Annotated in this window: 20 protein-coding genes and 1 riboswitch; of the genes, 1 reads left to right on the top strand and 19 read right to left on the bottom strand. The window is 74.5% G+C overall.

Annotated elements, in window-relative coordinates:
* Window positions 1-52 precede the first annotated feature (52 nt).
* Together QUV83_RS03755 and QUV83_RS03760 are read right to left on the bottom strand one after the other, a co-directional pair.
* A complete protein-coding gene (locus tag QUV83_RS03755; RefSeq protein WP_289562812.1) occupies window positions 53-1,036 on the bottom strand; it encodes a helix-turn-helix transcriptional regulator in 984 nt (327 codons plus the stop codon).
* Window positions 1,029-2,075 carry a helix-turn-helix transcriptional regulator gene (locus QUV83_RS03760; RefSeq protein ID WP_289562814.1) on the bottom strand — a complete coding sequence of 349 codons (1,047 nt, stop codon included), beginning with the start codon at window positions 2,073-2,075 and terminating at the stop codon, window positions 1,029-1,031. The genes QUV83_RS03755 and QUV83_RS03760 overlap by 8 nt, the downstream gene beginning before the upstream one ends.
* 33 nt (window positions 2,076-2,108) lie before the next feature.
* Between QUV83_RS03760 and QUV83_RS03765 the strand changes: the two genes are divergently transcribed.
* Complete coding sequence (locus tag QUV83_RS03765; protein ID WP_289562815.1) at window positions 2,109-3,284, top strand: DUF3866 family protein; 1,176 nt, start codon at window positions 2,109-2,111, stop codon at window positions 3,282-3,284.
* A 14-nt stretch (window positions 3,285-3,298) separates the two neighbouring features.
* Here the strand turns inward: QUV83_RS03765 and QUV83_RS03770 are convergent, their stop codons facing one another.
* From QUV83_RS03770 to mihF, 17 genes are all read right to left on the bottom strand, one after another.
* Window positions 3,299-3,796, bottom strand: coding sequence for a PH domain-containing protein (locus tag QUV83_RS03770; protein WP_289562817.1), 498 nt, complete (start codon window positions 3,794-3,796; stop codon window positions 3,299-3,301).
* Window positions 3,793-4,644, bottom strand: coding sequence for an ATP phosphoribosyltransferase (gene hisG / locus QUV83_RS03775; RefSeq protein WP_289562819.1), 852 nt, complete (start codon window positions 4,642-4,644; stop codon window positions 3,793-3,795). Before hisG ends, QUV83_RS03770 begins: the two co-directional genes overlap by 4 nt.
* Window positions 4,645-4,698: 54 nt before the next feature.
* Window positions 4,699-4,962 carry a phosphoribosyl-ATP diphosphatase gene (locus tag QUV83_RS03780; protein WP_289562821.1) on the bottom strand — a complete coding sequence of 88 codons (264 nt, stop codon included), beginning with the start codon at window positions 4,960-4,962 and terminating at the stop codon, window positions 4,699-4,701.
* Window positions 4,959-5,435 (bottom strand): 6,7-dimethyl-8-ribityllumazine synthase, encoded by a 477-nt coding sequence (gene ribH / locus QUV83_RS03785; protein ID WP_289562822.1) that lies wholly within the window; start codon window positions 5,433-5,435, stop codon window positions 4,959-4,961. Before ribH ends, QUV83_RS03780 begins: the two co-directional genes overlap by 4 nt.
* Window positions 5,432-6,829, bottom strand: coding sequence for a 3,4-dihydroxy-2-butanone-4-phosphate synthase (ribB, locus tag QUV83_RS03790; protein ID WP_289562825.1), 1,398 nt, complete (start codon window positions 6,827-6,829; stop codon window positions 5,432-5,434). The genes ribH and ribB overlap by 4 nt, the downstream gene beginning before the upstream one ends.
* A complete protein-coding gene (locus tag QUV83_RS03795; protein ID WP_289562826.1) occupies window positions 6,826-7,437 on the bottom strand; it encodes a riboflavin synthase in 612 nt (203 codons plus the stop codon). The genes ribB and QUV83_RS03795 overlap by 4 nt, the downstream gene beginning before the upstream one ends.
* Window positions 7,437-8,534, bottom strand: a complete 1,098-nt coding sequence (gene ribD, locus QUV83_RS03800) for a bifunctional diaminohydroxyphosphoribosylaminopyrimidine deaminase/5-amino-6-(5-phosphoribosylamino)uracil reductase RibD (RefSeq protein ID WP_289562828.1) — start codon at window positions 8,532-8,534, stop codon at window positions 7,437-7,439. Before ribD ends, QUV83_RS03795 begins: the two co-directional genes overlap by 1 nt.
* Before the next feature lie 102 nt (window positions 8,535-8,636).
* Window positions 8,637-8,770, bottom strand: a riboswitch (FMN riboswitch).
* Between the two features lie 67 nt (window positions 8,771-8,837).
* Window positions 8,838-9,512, bottom strand: a complete 675-nt coding sequence (gene rpe, locus QUV83_RS03805; RefSeq protein ID WP_289562830.1) for a ribulose-phosphate 3-epimerase — start codon at window positions 9,510-9,512, stop codon at window positions 8,838-8,840.
* Between the two features lie 55 nt (window positions 9,513-9,567).
* On the bottom strand, window positions 9,568-11,094 hold the full coding sequence (locus QUV83_RS03810; protein WP_289562832.1) for an RsmB/NOP family class I SAM-dependent RNA methyltransferase: 1,527 nt from the start codon (window positions 11,092-11,094) through the stop codon (window positions 9,568-9,570).
* Window positions 11,091-12,089, bottom strand: coding sequence for a methionyl-tRNA formyltransferase (locus QUV83_RS03815; RefSeq protein WP_289562834.1), 999 nt, complete (start codon window positions 12,087-12,089; stop codon window positions 11,091-11,093). Before QUV83_RS03815 ends, QUV83_RS03810 begins: the two co-directional genes overlap by 4 nt.
* A 61-nt stretch (window positions 12,090-12,150) precedes the next feature.
* The gene (locus tag QUV83_RS03820; RefSeq protein ID WP_289562836.1) at window positions 12,151-12,768 is read right to left on the bottom strand and encodes an HAD family hydrolase; all 618 of its coding nucleotides are present in this window, start codon (window positions 12,766-12,768) and stop codon (window positions 12,151-12,153) included.
* The gene (locus QUV83_RS03825) at window positions 12,765-15,023 is read right to left on the bottom strand and encodes a primosomal protein N' (RefSeq protein WP_289562837.1); all 2,259 of its coding nucleotides are present in this window, start codon (window positions 15,021-15,023) and stop codon (window positions 12,765-12,767) included. The genes QUV83_RS03820 and QUV83_RS03825 overlap by 4 nt, the downstream gene beginning before the upstream one ends.
* Before the next feature lie 109 nt (window positions 15,024-15,132).
* Entirely contained in the window at window positions 15,133-16,341 is a 1,209-nt protein-coding gene (metK, locus tag QUV83_RS03830; protein ID WP_289562839.1) for a methionine adenosyltransferase, read from the bottom strand.
* A gap of 26 nt (window positions 16,342-16,367) precedes the next feature.
* Window positions 16,368-17,570 (bottom strand): bifunctional phosphopantothenoylcysteine decarboxylase/phosphopantothenate--cysteine ligase CoaBC, encoded by a 1,203-nt coding sequence (gene coaBC, locus QUV83_RS03835; RefSeq protein WP_289562840.1) that lies wholly within the window; start codon window positions 17,568-17,570, stop codon window positions 16,368-16,370.
* A gap of 41 nt (window positions 17,571-17,611) precedes the next feature.
* The gene (gene rpoZ, locus QUV83_RS03840; protein ID WP_289562841.1) at window positions 17,612-17,878 is read right to left on the bottom strand and encodes a DNA-directed RNA polymerase subunit omega; all 267 of its coding nucleotides are present in this window, start codon (window positions 17,876-17,878) and stop codon (window positions 17,612-17,614) included.
* Window positions 17,879-17,918: 40 nt separating this feature from the next.
* Entirely contained in the window at window positions 17,919-18,488 is a 570-nt protein-coding gene (gene gmk, locus QUV83_RS03845) for a guanylate kinase (RefSeq protein ID WP_289562842.1), read from the bottom strand.
* Window positions 18,489-18,538: 50 nt separating this feature from the next.
* Window positions 18,539-18,850, bottom strand: coding sequence for an integration host factor, actinobacterial type (mihF, locus tag QUV83_RS03850; RefSeq protein ID WP_066588755.1), 312 nt, complete (start codon window positions 18,848-18,850; stop codon window positions 18,539-18,541).
* Window positions 18,851-18,923 lie beyond the last annotated feature (73 nt).

The following is an 18,923-nucleotide window of genomic DNA, read 5'->3' on the forward strand; positions in this document are numbered from 1 at the left end:
CCACCCTAGTGCGAGCGCGCAGCCCGCCGCCCACGGGACGGCAGGGCGCGGCTCAGGCCGTCGGCGGCGCCGGCTCCCCCAGCGGCCCGTACGCCTCGAGCGCCTCCCGGGCGAAGCGGGCGACAGCGGCGGCGACCTCGGCGGGCCGCACCTCGAGCACATCCTCGGCGACGCGCAGCACCAGGTGGCGCAACCACGCCTGGTTCGCGACCCGCAGGTCCACCTCGAACGACCCGTCCTCGTGGTTGCGCACCGCCTCGACGGGCACGCTCTCCGCGACCCACCGCGCCCGGCTCGCCAGGCGCAGCGTGACCAGGCCGCCTGACGCGTCCGGGCGGAAGTCCGTCGCCCCGGCGCTCACCGGGTGCGGCTCGGCCGGCGCGTCGAGCACTGTGGCGGCGACCACGCGGTCGACGCGGAACAGGCGCTCGCCGTCGGCCCGCAGGCACCAGGCCAGCAGGTAGGACCGCTCGTCGGAGGTCACCAGGCGGATCGGGTCGACCTCGCGCTCGCTCGCGACATCGGACGCGTTGACGTAGCGCAGCCACATGCGCCGGCCCGCCTGCAGCGCCGAGCCGATGGCCGCGACGACCTGCGGCGACCCGTCCACCGCCAGGCGCACGTCGACTCCCGCGGCGGCCTCGCCGGTCGCGGCCGTCAACTTCTCCAACGCGGAGGACAGCACCTGGGAGCGCTCGGCGTCCAGGCTCGGGTCGAGCGCCTCCCGCATGGCCCGCAGCGCCGCGACCAGGGCCACCGCCTCGCGGGTGCCGAGCCGCAGCGGCCGCGTCATCCCCCGGGCCTCGGTGAGCCGCACGACGCCCTCCTCATAGGAGGCCGCGTCGAAGTCGATCAGGTCATGCGGGTAGTACCCCGGCGTGCCCGTCATCCACAGCGTGTCGACATCGTCGATGACCTGGCGGGGGCTGACCCCGAAGTGCGCCGCCACCTGCTCGACGGGCACGCCCGTGTGGCGGTCGAGGTACGTGATCATGCCGAGCAGCCGCAGCAGCCGCTCACTCGCGCGCTCAGCCATCGGACGGCCCTCCAGACGACGCGGGCAGCGCGGCGGCGACGCGCAGCAGGCGCAGCACCGCGTGGCGCAGCGCCAGGGGCGCCAGCACCACGACGGCGTCGCCGTAGCCGAGCACCTCCTCGGCCATCTCCCCGAGCGACGTGAACGGCACGCGCACCAGGTCGCGATCGGCGAGCACCGCAGCGACGCCCGGCTCGGCCAGGCCCTCGCCATCGGGCGACACCACAGCCCCGTCCACCGCGGCCACCGCGCGCGCACGCAGCGCCTCGGCCCGCTCAGGGCGCACCGCGAGCACCGCGATCTGCTGGGAGCCCCCGCTCCACGACCGCATCGCGGCCTCGAGCACGTCCGGGTCCGGCGCGTCGAACGCGCCCTCGGGCCCCGTGACGCGCACTGGCCCCTCGATCCGGCTCAGGCGGTACGAGCGGGCCTCGCCGCGCTCGCGGTCATGGCCCACGAGGAACCAGCCGCCACGGCGCGCCAGCAGCCGCCACGGCTCCACCGTGCGGGCGCGCACCTCGCCGGTGCTCGCCGCGCGGTAGGTGAACGTCACGACGCGGCGGGCTTGGACGGCCTCGAGCAGTGGCCCGAAGCTGTCCCCCGCGGCGCGCACCCGGGGCGCCAGCCCGGCCACGAGGTCCGCGGCCTCGGGGGCCTCGCCGACTGCGCGCAGCTTGGTCAGCGCCCGCGTGGTGTCGGTGCGCACGGACTGGTCCTGCCAGAACTGGGAGGCCAGCGACAGCACGCCCAGCTCGGCGGGCGTCAGGTCGATCGCCGGCAGCGCGTACGCCTCCTGGTCGATGCGGTACCCGATGTCGTCGCCGTGCCCCGCTCCCGTGACCGTGAGGATCGGGATGCCGAGCTCGCGCAAGGTGTCCTTGTCGCGCTCGAACATCCGCTCGAAGGCGTCGTCGGAGGGAGCGTCGCCGTAGCCGGCGACGCTCGTGCGGATCTGGTCCTTAGTCATGCGCGCGGACGTGTTGACCAGCGCGATGACCAGGTTGAGCAGCCGCTCGGCGGGATGGATCTGTTCTGGCATCGGCACCACGCTAGTGGCCGGTAGCGTGATCCGGTGATCACCTGGCGTTCAGCAGTCGTGGTGTCGCACGGACGGCGTTGGCCGGGTGCGGCGGAGCTCGAGGCCACCCTCGAGGAGGGGGTCGGCGGTTTCGCCGCCGGAGCGTCGGTGCGGGCGCTGGCCTACCCAGGCCTCGTCGGGCTGCCTGCGGTCGGTGAGCGGGTGCTGCTCAACGTGACGGCGCTGGCCCGCGGGCTCGGCACCGGCGGGTACGCGATGGTGGTCGCCCTCGCCGACACGCTGCCCGAGGACCCGGCGCCTGGTCCGGGCCACCTGGTCAAGGCGCGGTACACGCCGCTGCAGGAGATGGTGCTGGGCGTCGACGACCAGGAGTCCGCGCACCATGACGTGCTGCGCGACGCGGACGACCTCGCCGGGCTGCCGGTGGTGGTCGCGGACCTGCACTCCGCGCTCCCCGCGATCATCGCGGGCGCACGGCACGCGGCGGAGCAGGCGGGTCGCCCCGCGCCCCGGGTGGCGTATGTGATGACCGACGGGGGCGCGCTGCCGGCGTGGTTCTCCCAGGCTGTGGCGGGGCTGCGGGCTGCGGGCTGGATCGAGGCGTGCGTGACCACCGGGCAGGCTTTCGGCGGCGACCTCGAGGCGGTCACGGTGCACACCGGGCTGCTCGCCGCCCGGCATGTGGTCGGCGCGGACCTGGTGGTGGTGGCGCAGGGGCCGGGGAACCTCGGCACGGGCACCCGGTGGGGCTTCTCCGGGGTCGCGGCGGGTGAGGCGGTCAATGCCGCGGCGACGCTCCACGGCGCCCCGGTGGCGTCGTTGCGTGTGTCGGGCGCCGATCCCCGGGACCGGCACCTGGGTGTGTCGCACCACTCCCTGACCGCCTACGGGCGGGTCGCACTGGCCCCCGCGGACCTAGTGGTCCCCGTCTTCGATCCCGCTCTCGGCTCAGCTGGCCCCGCAACGGGCCTGTCGTTCGCGGAGCTCGGCCAGCGGGTGCGTGAGCAGGCGTCCGCGCTGGTCAGCCCGCACGGGCGCCACCGCCTGGTGCAGGTTCCCGCGCACGCGGCACTGCTCGCCGCGCTGGCCTCCTCGCCGGTGCGGCTGTCCACCATGGGACGCGGGCTGGACGCCGATCCCGCGGCCTTCCTCGCGGCCGCCGCGGCGGGGGCCCATGCGGAGCACCTCGCAGCCGGCCGCGTCGGCTGACCGCCGCCTGAGGCTCAGTCGTCGCGCTCGGTGCGCGTGTGCAACTCGACCAGGGTCGCCAGCCTGCGCGCCTCACGCTCGGCGTGCGCGCCGTCGGCCCGCTGCACTCCCATCACCGCGAGGGTGGTGCCGTCCGCGAGGTCGAGCTGCGCCCACGGGCGGCCCTCGCCGTAGCGCACCAGGACGACCTCAGCCCATTCCAGCCGGCGCGAGAACACCAGGTTGCGGACGGCGATCCCCTGCGGCGACACGCGCGCCGACACGGTGGCCTGGCGCCACAGGAACAGGGTGATGGCCGCGCCGACCAGGCCGAAGCCGATCTGGTCGCCCAGCACGTCCGCGCCGGGCGAGAGCTGGGGGAAAGTCACGATGAGCACGACCGTCAACGCCGCCACCACCCCCGCGAACGCGAGCGTCACGATGCGCGCGTAGCGGGGGCGGAACGGCGCGTACAGGGCGGCGCGACGGGCGTCCGCCGAGTCGCGGTCCTCGCCGCCGCCCGGGTGGCTCACAGTCGACAGGCGTGGATCGACGTCACGAGGATCGCCCGCGCCCCCAGGTCGTACAGGGTGTCCATCACCCTGTTGGTGTCGGTGCGGCGCACCATCGCCCGCACGGCCGCCCACTCGCGGTTGTGCAGCGGCGAGACCGTCGGGGACTCCAGCCCGGGCGTGATCGCCACGGCAGCGTCCACGAGGGCGAGCGGCACGTCGTAGTCCATCAGCACGTACTCGTGGGCCGTCATCACGCCCTGCAGGCGGCGGGTCAGCACGTCGAGGCCTGCGGGCTCCTCGCCGTCGGTGCGCTTGATCAGCACGGCCTCCGAGCGCAGGATCGGGTCGCCGAAGATCTCCAGGCCGGCGGCGCGCAGCGTCGTGCCGGTCTCGACGACGTCGGCGATCACGTCGGCCACGCCGAGCCGGATCGCGGTCTCCACGGCCCCGTCGAGGCGGACGACCTCCGAGGCGGCCACACCACGCTCGGCCAGGTAGTCGCGCACGAGCACCGGGTATGACGTCGCGACGCGGCGGCCCGCGATCTGCGACGCGTTCTCCAGGGACTGGGCCGCCGGGGCGGCGAACCGGAACGTGGAGCGCGCGAAGCCGAGCCGCAGGTGCTCCGTCGCCGCCGACTCGGAGTCGAGCAGCAGGTCGCGCCCGGTGATCCCGACGTCGACGGTGCCGGCGCCGACGTACACCGCGATGTCGCGGGGGCGCAGGAAGAAGAACTCGACGTCGTTGTCCGGGTCGGGCAGCACGAGCTCACGGGAGTCGCGGCGCTGGCGGTAGCCCGCCTCGCGCAGCATCTCGGCGGCGGGCTCCGACAACGAGCCCTTATTGGGGACGGCGATCCTCAGCACGGGGTCCTCACGATGGGTGGTTCGGCAAGAAGGCAGATGGTGTGGCCGTGTGGCTCACAGGTGGGTGTAGACGTCCTCGAGGGTCAGGCCCTTGGCGAGCATCAGCACCTGCAGGTGGTACAGCAGCTGCGAGATCTCCTCGGCGGTGCGCTCGTCGCCCTCATGCTCCGCGGCCATCCACACCTCGGCCGCCTCCTCGACGACCTTCTTCCCGATCGCATGGACACCGGCGTCGATCTCGACGACGGTGCGGGAACCGGCGGGGCGGGTGGCGGCCTTGTCGGCCAGCTCGGCGAACAGCGAGTCGAACGTCTTCACGGCAGGAGCCTAGACGCACGCAGCGCCGCGACGGTCGCGATGACCGCCTCCGCGGCCTCGGCGCCCTTGTCCTCGTGCGAGCCGGGCAGCCCCGCGCGGTCGAGCGCCTGCGCCTCGTCGTCGCAGGTGAGCACCCCGAAGCCGACGGGCACCCCGGTGCGCACCGCCACGTCGGTCAGGCCCATGGTGGCCGCCTGGCACACGTAGTCGAAGTGCGGGGTGCCGCCCCGGATGACGACGCCCAGGGCGACCACGGCGTCGGCGTGCTCGGCCGCGTGACGGGCCGCCACGGGCAGCTCGAAAGTGCCCGGGACGCGCACCCAGGTGACGTCCGTCACGTGGGCGGCCTCCAGGGCGCGTCGCGCGCCCTCGATCAGCCCGTCCATGACGACGGTGTGCCAGCTCGCGGCGACGACTGTCACCCGCAGGCCGACGCCGTCGACGTCCAGGGAAGGTGCTCCGGCGCCGCTCATGACGTGATCTCCTCGTTGGTGGGGATGGTGCTCAGGTCGTCCTCGGACAGGACGTGGTCGCTGGTGTCGGTGCCGGGGGCTGCGGGGGCCGCCTCCACCGGGTCGAGCCGCAGCGGCTCGGTCTGCTCGGTGCCGGGCGGGAAGGTCAGCACATGGCCCATCGACACGGCCTTGGTGCGCAGGTACGCCTCGTTGTGCGGCGTGCGCCCCACCTCGAGGGCCCGCACCTGGTCCACATCGATGCCGTGCGCGCGCAGCCCGGCGACCTTCGCCGGGTTGTTGGTCAGCAGCGTGAGGCGCCGCACGCCCAGGTCGGCGAGGATCGCCGCCGCGGCGCCGTACTCGCGGCGGTCCGCCGGCCAGCCCAGGTCGAGGTTCGCCTCGACGGTGTCCCGGCCCTGGTCCTGCAGCGCATAGGCCGCCACCTTGGCCAGCAGGCCGATCCCGCGACCCTCATGGCCGCGCAGGTACACCACGGCGCCACCCTCGCGCGCCGCGAGCTCCAGCGCGGCGTCGAGCTGCGGCCCGCAGTCGCAGCGCGCCGAGCCGAACGCGTCGCCGGTGAGGCATTCGGAGTGCACCCGCACCACCGGCTGCTCCGACAGGCCCTGGGAGGCGACGAGGGCCACATGCTCAGCGCCCGTGCGGACGTCGCGGTAGCCGTGGATGCGGAACTCGCCGTGCCGGGTGGGCAGGTACGCGGTGTGCGTCGCGTGGACGCGGGGCGCCGGGGCGGGCTCGGGGGCGGACTCCTCGGCGGGCTCGACCACGTCGCCGTGCTCAGTGCGCCAGGCGACCAGGTCGGCGATGGTGATGAGCACCAGCCCCTCGTCGGCGGCGAGCCGCGCGGCGCTGTCGAGCCGCATCATCGTGCCGTCGTCGTGGACCAGCTCCGCGATCGCGCCCACCGGCTCCAGCCCGGCCAGACGGCACAGGTCCACGGCGGCCTCCGTGTGGCCGGCCCGATGCAGCACGCCGCCGGGCACCGCCCGCAGCGGCAGCACGTGGCCGGGGCGGATGAGGCTCTCGGCGCCGGAGGCCGGGTCGGCCAGGACGCGCAGGGTGCGGGCCCGGTCCGCGGCGGAGATCCCCGTCGTCACGCCGGTCGCCGCGTCCACCGTCACGGTGTACGCGGTGCGGCGCGGGTCCTGGCTGTGCGGCACCATCAGCGGGAGCTGCAGCGCGTCGGCCCGCGCCGCCGGCATGGGCGCGCACAGGTAGCCCGAGGAGTGCCGGATCGTCCAGGCCACCCACTCGGGGGTCGCGGACGCCGCCGCGAGGATCACGTCGGCCTCGTTCTCCCGGTCGGGCGAGTCGGCCACCAGCACTGGGCGGCCCGCGCGCAGCGCGTCGAGGGCCTCCTCGATCGTCCCCATGCGGATCTCGGCGCTCATCGGGCCACCTCCCCCGCCTGCAGCAGGCGTTCCACGTACTTGGCGAGCACATCGACCTCCACATTCACGAGCGCGCCCGGGGTGAGCCCGCCCAACGTCGTCGCGGCGAGGGTCGTGGGGATCAGCGAGACCCCGAACGAGTCCGCCGTCACCTGCGTCACGGTCAGCGACACCCCCGAGACGGCCACCGAGCCCTTCTCGGCGATGTACCTCGCCAGGTCGGGGCCCACCTCGAACACCAGGTCGTCCCAACGGGGCCCCGGCGTGCGGGAGCGCAGCACCCCGACGCCATCCACGTGCCCCTGCACGATGTGGCCGCCCAGGCGCGCGTCGGCGCGCAGCGCCCGCTCGAGGTTGACCGGGGACCCGGCCGCCAGGCCGCCCAGCGCGGTGCGGCGCAACGTCTCCGGCATCACGTCGGCGGTGAACGTCCCGTCGCCCGGCAGGCCCGTGACCGTCAGGCACACACCCGACACGCTGATCGAGTCGCCCAGCGCCGCGTCGGACACCACCAACGGCCCCTTGACCGTGACGCGCGCGTCGGCGGCGCCGTCCTGCGTGGTGATCGCGGTGACGACCCCGACCTCTTCGACGATTCCGGTGAACATCAACTCTCCTCGCTGGCCGTGCGGATCAGGTGGGCCGGGTCAGACGGCCCGTTCGGGTGGCTGGTGTGGGGCGCGCCGAGTCGGCTGATGACGAGCACGTCGGGTCCCAGCCGACGCACCTCCGAGGGCTCCAGGCGCAACGCGCCGTCGATGGACGCGATGCCGAGGTCCGCCACGGCGGGCAACCCGGCGCCGAGCAGCACCGGAGCCACATACGCGCGCACCTCGTCCACAACCCCCGCGCGTAGGAACGCGGCCGCCAACGTGGGCCCGCCCTCCACGAGCAGATGGCGGACCTCGCGCTCGTGCAGCACGGCCAGCACCTCATGCGGGTCATGCGTCGGGACGTGCACCAGCTCGCCGCCCTCGCCGCGCAGCCGACCATTCGCGGGGACGGGCCGACGGCCCACCACCACCCGTAGGGGCTGATGCGCCGCCAGGGCGCCGTCCGCGTCGCGGGCCGTGAGCGCGGGATCGTCCACCTGCACGGTGCCCGATCCGACGGCGATCGCGTCCACCTGCGCGCGCAGCGCATGCGCGTCCTGGCGGGACGCCTGCGAGGTGATCCACCGGCTCGACCCGTCGGCAGCGGACACCCGGCCGTCCAGGGACGTCGCGAGCTTGAGGGTGACGAATGGGCGGCCCCGCTCCACGGCGTGCCACCAGTGCCCCAGCACCTCCCGGCCCGCTACGGCGGCGATGCCGGTGAGCACGTCCACGCCGGCGGCGCGCAGCCGCGCGGCGCCTCCCGAGGCGACAGGGTTCGGGTCCTCGACGGCGATCGCGACGCGGGCGACCCCCGCGGCGATCAACGCCTGCGAGCACGGGCCGGTGCGCCCGGTGTGGTCGCACGGCTCCAGGGTCACCACGGCCGTCGCGCCGTGGACGTCGTGGCCGCGCTCGCGGGCGTCGTCCAGGGCCGCGACCTCGGCGTGCGAGGTCCCGGCGCCACGGTGCCAGCCTTCACCGAGCGTGCGGCCGTCAGCGCTCAGCAGCACGCAGCCGACACGGGGGTTGGGTCCATGCGCGGGACCACGCGCGGCAAGCTCCAGGGCTCGCGCCATCGCGCGCCGCAGTGGCTCGTCCGCCTGGTCCATCGTCGCCTCCCGTGCCGCTGAGGGCTCCGGGGGCTGACGGGAGGGGACGCCCCGTCGAGGGCGTCCTGATCCCACGGAGCGCGCCCATGCGGGCGCGCACCGCCACGTCTCCTCCCATCCGGACTTTCACCGTCGGTCCTGGAATTCCACCAGGTCAACCGGGCGCCCTGTGAGGGGCGCTCGGGTCGCGGACTGTCACCGCCGGCTCGGAATTACACCGACCCCGGAGCACGTGTGTGCGTTCTCTCAACGATGATGCCACACGCGTCATTCCCCCTGGCCCGAGGGACCGCACGCTGGGCGCTAGATGCCGGCCTCCGGCGAGGCGGCGTCGGCGAGCCCGCGCAGCGCGGCGATCTCCGCGGCGGGGTCGGGCGCCCCGTAGACCGCGGAACCAGCCACGAAGCAGTTCGCGCCGGCCGCGGCGATGGCCCCGATCGTGCCCCGGGAGACACCGCCGTCGACCTGGATCCACGTCGACGCGCCACTGGCGTCGATCGCGGCCCTGGCCCGGCGGATCTTCGCGAGCGTGCCCTCGATGAACGCCTGCCCCCCAAAGCCGGGCTCCACGGTCATCACGAGGATCATGTCGAGCTCGTCGAGCAGGTCGAGGAACGGCTCCACGGGCGTGGCGGGCCGCAGCGCCACGGAGGCGCGCACTCCCTGCGACCGGAGCTCACGGGCCAGCCGCACCGGCGCCTGGGAGGCCTCGGCGTGGAACGTGACCGACGCGACGCCCGCCTCGGCGTACAGCGGAGCCCAGCGGTCGACGTCCTCGATCATCAGGTGCGCGTCGATCGGCACCGGCGAGACCTCGACGATGCGGCGCACCACCGGAAGGCCCAAGGTGAGGTTCGGCACGAAGTGGTTGTCCATCACGTCGACATGCGCGTAGTCGGCGTCGCGGATCACCGCGAGGTCGCGCTCGAGGTTCGCGAAGTCGGCGGACAGGATGCTGGGACTGATCAGTGCGGCCACCTGACCAGCGTATCCGCGTGGCAGGCCGCCGCCGGGCGGGGCACGCGGGGCAGGGTCAGCCCACGCGGCGCAGCAGTGTCAGGTGCATCGCGTCAGTGCCGTGCACGTGCGGCCACAGCTGCACGTCCACGCGGTCCGCGAGGTCGATGCCGGGCGCGAGCCGCCGCACCGGCTCACGAGCGTCGAGCACCTCGACCTCCAGCCCGTGCCTGCCCGCCGCGCGCACGGCGTCCTTGACCACGAGCTGGGTCTCCACTAGATGCGGGGAGCACGTCACGTAGGCGACGACGCCGCCGACGCGCACCGCCTGGAGCGCCGACCCGAGCAGCGCGCGCTGCAGCTCCCCCAGGCCCTGGAGGTCTGCCGGGCTGCGCCGCCACCGCGCCTCAGGGCGCCTGCGCAGGGCTCCGAGCCCGGTGCAGGGCGCGTCCACGAGCACCCGGTCATACGCGGCGGGCTCCTGCTCCCCGACCACGCGCCCATCGCCCACACGCACCTCCTCGACGGCGCCGTCGGGCAGCGCTGCCAGGGCGCGCTCGACGAGCCGGGCCCGATGCGGCTGCACCTCGTTGGCGACCAGGCGGGCGCCGCGGACTCCTGCCAGCGCGCCGAGCAGTGCCGCCTTGCCTCCCGGCCCCGCGCACAGGTCGAGCCACCGCTCGTCGCGTCCCTCGACGGGGACCTCGGCCAACGCCAGCGCGGTGAGCTGGCTGCCCTCGTCCTGCACGCCCACCGCGCCACGGCGCACCGCAGCCAGTGACGCGGGATCGCCGGAGTCGAGCACGACGGCGGTGGGCGCCCAGCGGCCCGCGCGGCTCTCGGGAAGGTCCGCGACGACCTCGTCGGCGGTGGCGAGGCCGGGCCGCGCCACCAGGGTCACCCGTGGCGCGTCGTTGTCGGCGCGCAGCAGCGCGTCGATCTCGTCGGCGGGGCGGCCATGGGCCACCAGCGCCTCCCGGAGGGCGCGCACGACCCACACCGGGTGGCTCTCCACCACGGCCAGCCGCTCGAACGGCGCGTCGCCCGCCGGGTCGGCGGCGTCTCCGATGCGCTCCAGCCACACCTCGAGCGGCTCCTTGCTGACGGCACGCAGCACCGCGTTGACGAACTGCGCGGCGCCCGCCCCCACCTGCTGCCGGGCCAGGCCCACCGTCTCCGACACCGCGGCGTGCGCGGGGACGCGCATCCCGAGGAGCTGGTGGGCGCCGAGTCGCAGCACGTCCAGCACGGGGGCGTCGATCGCGGTGACCGGCCGCGCGGCGCACTGCTCGATGATCGCGTCGTAGCGGCCCTGCAGGCGCAGCGCCCCATAGGCGAGCTCGGTGGCGAATCCGGCGTCCCTGCCGTTGATCCTCCGCTCGCGCAGCAGCGGCGGCAGCACGAGGTTCGCGTAGGAGTCCGTCTCACGCACCGCCCGCAGCACGTCGAACGCCGCAGTGCGCGCGGCGTCAGCCTCGCGGCGCCGCTGGGACGGCGCGCTGGCGGTCCGCCCACCCCTGCCGTCGACGCGCGCGGCGCCGCGCTGCCGCCCGCGGGCGTCGCGACGCGAGGAGTCCGGGCCGCGCCCGCTGTCGCCGCTCACGCGTCACCCTCCAACGCGCCGTCGTGGGCGCCGTGGGCGGCGGAGTCGTCGCCGAGCCGCAGGCCGTCGCGCAGCGGCGTGCCATCGGCCAGCCGCGCCCCACGCGCCCAGGCGCTCGCGTCCATCGTCCGCTTGCCGGCGGGGGTCACCTCGCCCAGCCGCACCGCCGAGGTCCCCGTGCCCACCAGCACATGCCGCTTCGTCAGGCGCACCTCCCCGGGGGCCAGGTCCACGACCTCCGCGTCGGGCGCCACTGGTCCCAGGCCGAGCCGCGTGCCATCCGGCAGCGTCGTCCAGCCGCCCGGCGCGGGGGTGCAGCCGCGGATCAGCCTGTCCACCGCGTAGGCGGGGTGCTGCCACCGCACGCGTGCGTCCTCCACCTCGAGCCGCGGCGCGATGCTCACCCCGTCATGGGGCTGCGGGATCGGGCTGAGGATGCCGTCCTCGATGCCGTCGAGCGTGCGGACCAGCAGGCCCGCGCCCGCCACCGACAACCGCCCGAGCAGGTCGCCCGCGGTGTCCCGGGGGCGGATCGTCTCCGTGAGGGTCCCGAAGACCGGGCCGGTGTCGAGGCCCTCTTCCAGCAGGAAGGTGCTGGCGCCCGTGACCTCGTCGCCGGAGATGATGGCGCGCTGCACAGGCGCGGCGCCCCTCCAGGCTGGCAGCACCGAGAAGTGCAGGTTCACCCAGCCGTGCGTGGGGATGCGCAGGGCCGCGGCGGGCACCAAGGCGCCGTACGCCACCACCGGGGCCGCGTGGACGGCGAGCTCCTCCAGGCGGGCCTGGAAGTCCACGTCACGGGGGCTCCCGGGGGTCAGCACCTCGATCCCGGCGTCCAGCGCGCGGCGCTTGACCGGGCTCGGGGCGAGGGTGCGCCCCCGCCCCGACCGGGCGTCCGGACGGGTCAGCACCGCCACCACGTCATGGCGTGAGTCGAGGAGGGCGTCGAGCGCGGGAACAGCCACCTCGGGGGTGCCGGCGAAGAGCAGTCGCATCCCACGATCCTAGGTGCCTCGGCCGAGCCTCCCGGCCTGCGGCCGTCGCCCGCCGGCGGGCTCAGACCGGTAGGCCACGCTCGGCGAGGTCGGCTCGCAACCGCTCCGCATCGGTGAACAGCAGCGCGTCGAACCCCTCGCCCGCGGCCGCTTCGACGTTCGCCGCCGAGTCGTCCACGAACACCGTGGCCTCCGGGTCCAGCCCGTGGCGCTCCGCGAGCAGCCGGAAGATCCGGGGATCCGGCTTCGCCAAGCCCACCTCGCCCGACACCAGCACGTCCTCGAGCAGCCCGATCACGGGCGCAGCCGGCTCCGCATGCGGGAAGGTCTCCGCCGACCAGTTCGTCAGGCCCAGCAGCCGCACCCCCGTGGCGCGCAGATCACGGACCACGCGCTCGGAGCCCGGCACCGGGCCCGCCAACGACGCGGCGAAGTTGTCCCGATAGAGCGTCATCGCCGCCGCGTGCTGCGGATGCCGCTCGCGGATCGAGGCCAGCGCGACCGCCCACGGCCGTCCGGCATCTTGCAGGTGGTTGAACGCGGCGAAGTCCACCTCCTCGAACATGGCGTCGACCTCGTCGCTCGTCAGGCTCCCCACGAACGGGAGACGCGGGTCCCACCGGACTAGCACGTTGCCGAGGTCGAACACCACCGCCTTGGGCGGACGCAGGGACGTCACAGCATCTCCGCCGGGTCGACCTGCACCCGCACGGTCCCGCCCTCGCGTCGTGCGCTGCGCACCGCGAGCGAGGCTGCCAGCGTTCGGACCAACGCGCCACCCTCGGACAGCGGCGCGCGCACCAGCACCCTGACCTCGGCGTCCAGCGTCTCCTGCGCGGGCGCGCGGGTCGATCTCCGGGCCACGCCGATCTGCGACGATCCGGTCACCGGCACCGGGCCCAGCACTCCCCCGCCCGGGGGCAGCTCCAACCGGTCCACCACCGCTTGCACCGCCTCACGGGTTCCCGTCACCGCCGCCACCCGCACCACCGGCGGCAGCGCGAGCGTTCGGCGCTCCACCAGGTCGCGTGACGCGAGTCCCGCCGGATCCCATCGCACCAGCGCCTGCGTCGGCCCCGGCGCCCCGTCCCCGACGAGCGCCACCACGCCCCCGTCCGCATGCGACCGGACCAGCGCGGCGGCGGCGAGCCAGCGTCGCACAGCGTCCTCCCCCGCGCTCAGCGACGTCGACATGGCGCCCACCCCCGCGTCGAGCAGCACCGCCCCGGCATACCCGCCCTCGCACACCGGCTCCGCGCCCGTCGTCGCCACCACCAGCGCAGGGGTGTCCGGCACCGTCGCGATGACCCCGGCCGCCGAGCGCGCCCCCGACGAGCGCACCGGAACGCCCGGGAACGCCCGCCCCAGCTCCTCCGCAGTCCGATCCGACCCCACCCGCACCGAGCGCAACGACGACGCGCCGCACTCCGCGCACCGCCAGCCCGTCGCGAGCCGCCCGCACCACTCGCACTGCGGCACACCCTGCGCCGAGCCCAACGCGAGGGCGCCATGGCAGGCGCCGCAGCGCGCGACGGCCCGGCACCTGTCGCAGGCCACCACCGGCAAATAGCCGGCGCGGGGCACCTGGACCAGCACCGGGCCATCCGCGAGGCGCTCGCGGATGAGCCGGGCGGCGGGGCCGGGCAGCCGGGCGGCGCCGGCCGCGCCCTCGCGGGCGAGCTCCACGCTCGTCAGCGCGCGCACCTGCGGTGTGCGGGCGCGCACCACAGCCCGATCGGCGGCCACGTCATGCGCCCAGCCGAGCTCCACCAGCGCCTGCGCCTCCACCGTGCGGCCGTGGGCCGCGAGCAGGAACGCCGCGCCCTGCTGGGCGGCGCGCAGGGCGAGGACCTCGCGCACATGGGGGTGCGGCGCGCGGGGCTCGACATGCAGGTCGTCGCCGTCGTCCCAGCAGGCCACCAGGCCTAGCCGGGACACCGGCGCGAACGCGGCCGCCCGCGTGCCGACCACCACCTGCGCCTGACCGCGCAGGGCGGCGAGGAACGCCCGGTAGCGGGGCGCGGGGCCGTCATCCGCGAGGAGCCGGACGTAGCCGCCCGCGGAGCCGTCGTCGGAGCCGCCCGACCAGGGGCCGATGCCCACCGCGTCGAGCGCCGCGCAGACCCGCACCACGTCCCGGGCGTCCGGGACGACCACCAGCGCGCCCCGCCCGCCGGCGACGCAGGCGGCCGCCGCCTGCGCGATCGCGTCGGGCCACCGCTCCCCCGCAGGGCCGGGCAGCGCTGACAGCACCGCACGCGGCGCGCCCCCGGCGCCGAGGTGCTGCAGGAACGCCGGACCGCCCCGATAGGGCCGCCAGGCGCTTGAGTCGAGCGTGTCTGCGGGCTCGGCGGCCGACGCCGATGTCGAGTCAGGGGACGCCGAGGCAGTTCCCGGCGCGTCGGCGCCGGTGGGCTCGGGCTCGCCAGCCACATCATCCGCGGTGGTGGGGGCCGCAGGCATCGCCGCGCCTTCGACCCGCGCGTGCCGGGCCGGGATCGCCAGCCGCAGCACGTCCGCCAGGGTGCCCGCGTAGCGGTCCGCGACTGCCCGGGCGAGCGCGTGCACCTCGGGCGTCAGCACCTGCTCGGGTGAGACGACCCGGCGCAGCGGAGCCAGGGTCCCGTCGTGCTCGGCGTGCTCGATCCGCTCGAGCAGGTACCCGTCGACGTCTTGGCCGCCGAAGCGGACCTTGACCCTGGTGCCGGGCTGCGCGGCGTCGCTCAGCGCGGCGGGGACCACGTACTCGAACGCCCGGTCCAGGTGGGCGGGCGGCAAGTCGACGCACACCCGCGCGACGGGCAGCTCGGCGGCGGGCTGCACGCCGTCTCGGGCGAGGGCCCGGGCGCCACGGCCCTTGGCGGGGGGCGGGGTGGGCAGGTCGAGCAGGGTCAGCTGCTCACCCTGCTCCTGCCCTTGCCCGCCCACCGACACCTCTCATCCTCCAGCGCGTCCCATCTTCCAGCGCGCTACTGACACCAGTGCGCCGCACACGCCAGAGCCGCGTGACCGCCCCCATGACGGCCCTCACGCTGGCACAGAGTCAGCCGATGGCGCTGACCAGGTCGGCGGCGCGGTCGGTGCGCTCCCACGTGAACTCCGGCAGCTCGCGGCCGAAGTGCCCGTAGGCGGCCGTCCGCTGGTAGATCGGCCGCAGCAGGTCCAGGTCCCGGATGATCGCGGCCGGGCGCAGGTCGAAGACCTCGCGGATGGCCCGCGTGATGCGATCCAACGGGACTGTCTCGGTGCCGAACGTCTCCACGTACAGGCCCACGGGCTGCGCCTTGCCGATGGCGTAGGCGACCTGAACCTCGCAGCGGGTCGCGAGCCCGGCGGCGACGACGTTCTTGGCGACCCAGCGCAGCGCGTACGCGGCCGAGCGGTCCACCTTCGACGGGTCCTTGCCGGAGAACGCGCCACCGCCGTGGCGGGCCATGCCGCCGTACGTGTCGACGATGATCTTGCGGCCGGTGAGGCCGGCGTCGCCCTGGGGGCCGCCCACGACGAACGTGCCCGTCGGGTTGACGAGCAGGCGGTGGCCGCGCACGTCGAGGTCCAGGTCGAGCTCGGCCAGGACGGGGGTGACGACGTGCTCGGCGATGGCAGGGGCGAGCACCGACTCGAGGTTCAGGTCGGGGTCGTGCTGAGTGGAGAGGACCACCGTGTCGAGGCGCACCGCGCGGTCGCCCTCGTAGCCGATCGTCACCTGGGTCTTGCCGTCGGGGCGCAGCCCGGGAATCACGTCGGACTTGCGGACCTCGGCGAGCCGCTCGGCGAGCCGGTGGGCCAGGAAGATCGGCAGTGGCAGCAGCGCGGAGGTGTCGTTGCTGGCGTAGCCGAACATCAGGCCCTGGTCGCCCGCGCCCTGCAGGTCGAGCGGGTCGTGGTCGGCGTCGTCCTGACGCGCCTCGAGCGCCTTGTCGACGCCCTGCGCGATGTCGGGCGACTGCTGCCCGATGGAGACGGACACACCACACGAGTCGCCATCGAAGCCGATGTGGGAGGACGTGTAGCCGATGCCGCGCACCACCTGGCGCACGACCTGCGGGATCTCGACGTACGCACTGGTCGTCACCTCACCCGCGACATGCACCAGGCCGGTGGTGACCATCGTCTCGACCGCCACCCGCGCCGCGGGGTCCTGCTCGAGGATCGCGTCGAGGATCGCGTCGGAGATCTGATCACAGATCTTGTCCGGGTGACCTTCCGTGACGGACTCGGAGGTGAACAGTCGCATGTCAGGCTCGGTCATGCGGAACAGCCTAATGCGGCCGAAGGTCACACATGTGCGAGTACCACATCCCAGACGCGGTCGGCGACGGCATCCTTGCTGCCGCTGGCCGTGGCCACGACCTGGGCGTCGCGGTCGAGGATCGTGACGTCGTTGTCGGCAGTGCCGAAACCGCGCCCGGCGCCCACGGCGTTGACCACCAGGAGGTCGGCGCGCTTGCGCAGCGCCTTCGCGCGGCCGTGCTCCAAGACCGAGGCCCCGTCGTCGCCGGTCTCCGCCGCGAAGCCGACCACGAGCTGCCCGGGCCGCAGCCGCTCGGCGGCCAGCTCGGCGAGGATGTCGGGGTTCTGCACGAGTCGCAGCACGAGCGGGTCGCCCCCGGACTTCTTGATCTTCGAGGTGGCGCTCGTCGCCGGGCGGAAATCCGCGACGGCGGCGGCCATGACCACCACGTCGGCGTCCTTCGCCGCGGCGCGCACCGCGTCCCGCAGCTGCTCGGTGGTCTCCACCGGCACGACCTCGACGCCGTCCGGAGCAGGCAGCGACACGTTGGCGGCGACCAATGTCACATGCGCGCCGCGGGCCTGGGCCGTGCGGGCGAGGGCGTACCCCTGCCGCCCGGAGGACCGGTTCCCCAGGTAGCGCACGGGGTCGAGCGGCTCCCGGGTGCCTCCGGCGGAGACGACGACATGCTTGCCGGCGAGGTCCTGCGGGCGCTGCTCGGCAGGGGCCACGAGGGCCAGCGCCGCGGCGGCCACGACCTCCGGGTCGGGCATCCGGCCGGGGCCGGTGTCCGCCCCGGTGAGGCGCCCGGACGCGGGCTCGAGCACGTGCACGCCACGCTCGCGCAACGTCGCGACGTTCTGGACGGTCGCCGGGTGCTCCCACATCTCGGTGTGCATCGCGGGCGCGACCAGCACGGGACAACGCGCGGTGAGCAGGGTGGCTGTCAGCAGGTCGTCGGCACGGCCGGTGGCCGCGCGCGAGAGCAGGTCCGCGGTGGCCGGCGCGACGATGACCAGGTCGGCCGACTTCCCCAGGGAGACGTGCGGCACATGCGCGACGTCCTCGAAGACCTCGCTGCTCACCGGATGCCCGGACAGGGCCTCCCAGGTGGCCAGCCCGACGAACTCGAGCGACGCCCGCGTGGGCACCACCCGGACGTCATGGCCGGCCTCGGTGAGCAGGCGCAGCAGCAAGGCCGACTTGTAGGCGGCGATACCGCCGGAGACGCCGAGGACGATGCGCATGTGGGTCCGCCGAGAGGGCGCCTGCCCGGAGGCGAGGCGGCTCAGGCCTCGGTGGTCGACTCGACGGTGAGGAGGCCGGCGTCGATCTCGCGCATGGCGATCGACAGGGGCTTCTCCTGCGGGCGGGTCTCGACGAGGGGCCCGACGTACTCGAGCAGGCCCTCGTTGAGCTGCGAGTAGTAGGCGTTGATCTGACGCGCGCGCTTGGCCGAGTAGATGACGAGCGCGTACTTGGAGTCCGCGCGCTCGAGCAGCTGGTCGATGGGCGGGTCGGTGATGCCGACTGGGGCGGCGACGGTTCCGGACACGGTGAACTCCGCACGTTGCAGGGGTGGGACTGGTGCCATGTTACCCGGTCGGAAGTCCCATCAGGTGGACCAGCTCGTCCGTCGCCCGCCGAACGTCGTCGTTGACGATCGTGTGGTCGAACTCCGGCTCGGCGGCGAGCTCGACGCGCGCCGTCTCCAGCCGGCGCTCGCGCTCCTCGGCGTCCTCGGTCCCCCGGCCCACGAGCCGGCGCACCAGCTCGTCCCAGCTCGGCGGCGCGAGGAAGATGAACTGGGCGTCGGGCATGGACGCCCGCACCTGGCGGGCGCCCTGCAGGTCGAGCTCGAGGAGCACCGGCTCACCGGCGGCGAGGTGCTCCTCCACCGGCTTGCGCGGCGTGCCGTAGCGGTTGCGGCCGTGGACCACAGCCCACTCGAGCATCTCGCCCCGCTCGACCATCGCGTCGAACTCTTCGCCCGAGACGAAGTGGTAATGCACCCCCTCGACCTCCCCGGGCCGCGGCGACCGGGTCGTCACCGACACCGAGAGCCAGAGCTCGGGGTACCGCGACCGCACATCGGCGGACACGGTGCCCTTGCCGACGGCAGTCGGTCCGGCGAGAACGGTGAGCCGGGCAGGCGTCGTCGTCATGAGGGTGCAGCACTCCTGGGCCAGTGGTGGGGGGACCCACTGACGCTACCTCACCCGAACCTGTCCACCAGCGCCTTGATCTGGTGGGGGCCCAGGCCGCGCACGCGGCGCGTCTCGGAGATGCCCACTTCGGACATGATGGCCCGCGCCTTGACCTTGCCGACCCCGGGGAGCGACTCGAGGAGCGCGACGACCTTGAGCTTGCCGATGGTGTCGTCCTCGTGGCCTTGGGCGATCACCTCCGAGAGAGTCCCTTGGGAGTACTTCAGCCGGTTCTTCACCTCGGCACGGGCCTGCCGCGCTGCGGCGGCCTTCTCTAGAGCGGCGGAACGTTGTTCTGGAGTCAGCGGTGGAAGAGCCACTCGAGTCACCTTCTCGTCAGTGGGACGTGATCGTCCACCGAACCTAGCGAGCATTCGCACAGGTCGGCAACGC

The sequence above is a fragment of the Cellulomonas cellasea genome (genome assembly GCF_030372105.1).
Classification (GTDB): domain Bacteria; phylum Actinomycetota; class Actinomycetes; order Actinomycetales; family Cellulomonadaceae; genus Cellulomonas_A; species Cellulomonas_A cellasea_A.

Bases quoted from the DNA above. Each gene is read 5' to 3' on its own strand.
- QUV83_RS03755 (WP_289562812.1), bottom strand. From the start codon at position 1,036: ATGGCTGAGCGCGCGAGTGAGCGGCTGCTGCGGCTGCTCGGCATGATC.
- QUV83_RS03760 (WP_289562814.1), bottom strand. From the start codon at position 2,075: ATGCCAGAACAGATCCATCCCGCCGAGCGGCTGCTCAACCTGGTCATC.
- ribH (WP_289562822.1), bottom strand. From the start codon at position 5,435: ATGAGCGGCGCCGGAGCACCTTCCCTGGACGTCGACGGCGTCGGCCTG.
- ribB (WP_289562825.1), bottom strand. From the start codon at position 6,829: ATGAGCGCCGAGATCCGCATGGGGACGATCGAGGAGGCCCTCGACGCG.
- QUV83_RS03795 (WP_289562826.1), bottom strand. From the start codon at position 7,437: ATGTTCACCGGAATCGTCGAAGAGGTCGGGGTCGTCACCGCGATCACC.
- ribD (WP_289562828.1), bottom strand. From the start codon at position 8,534: ATGGACCAGGCGGACGAGCCACTGCGGCGCGCGATGGCGCGAGCCCTG.
- QUV83_RS03815 (WP_289562834.1), bottom strand. From the start codon at position 12,089: ATGCGACTGCTCTTCGCCGGCACCCCCGAGGTGGCTGTTCCCGCGCTC.
- metK (WP_289562839.1), bottom strand. From the start codon at position 16,341: ATGACCGAGCCTGACATGCGACTGTTCACCTCCGAGTCCGTCACGGAA.
- coaBC (WP_289562840.1), bottom strand. From the start codon at position 17,570: ATGCGCATCGTCCTCGGCGTCTCCGGCGGTATCGCCGCCTACAAGTCG.
- gmk (WP_289562842.1), bottom strand. From the start codon at position 18,488: ATGACGACGACGCCTGCCCGGCTCACCGTTCTCGCCGGACCGACTGCC.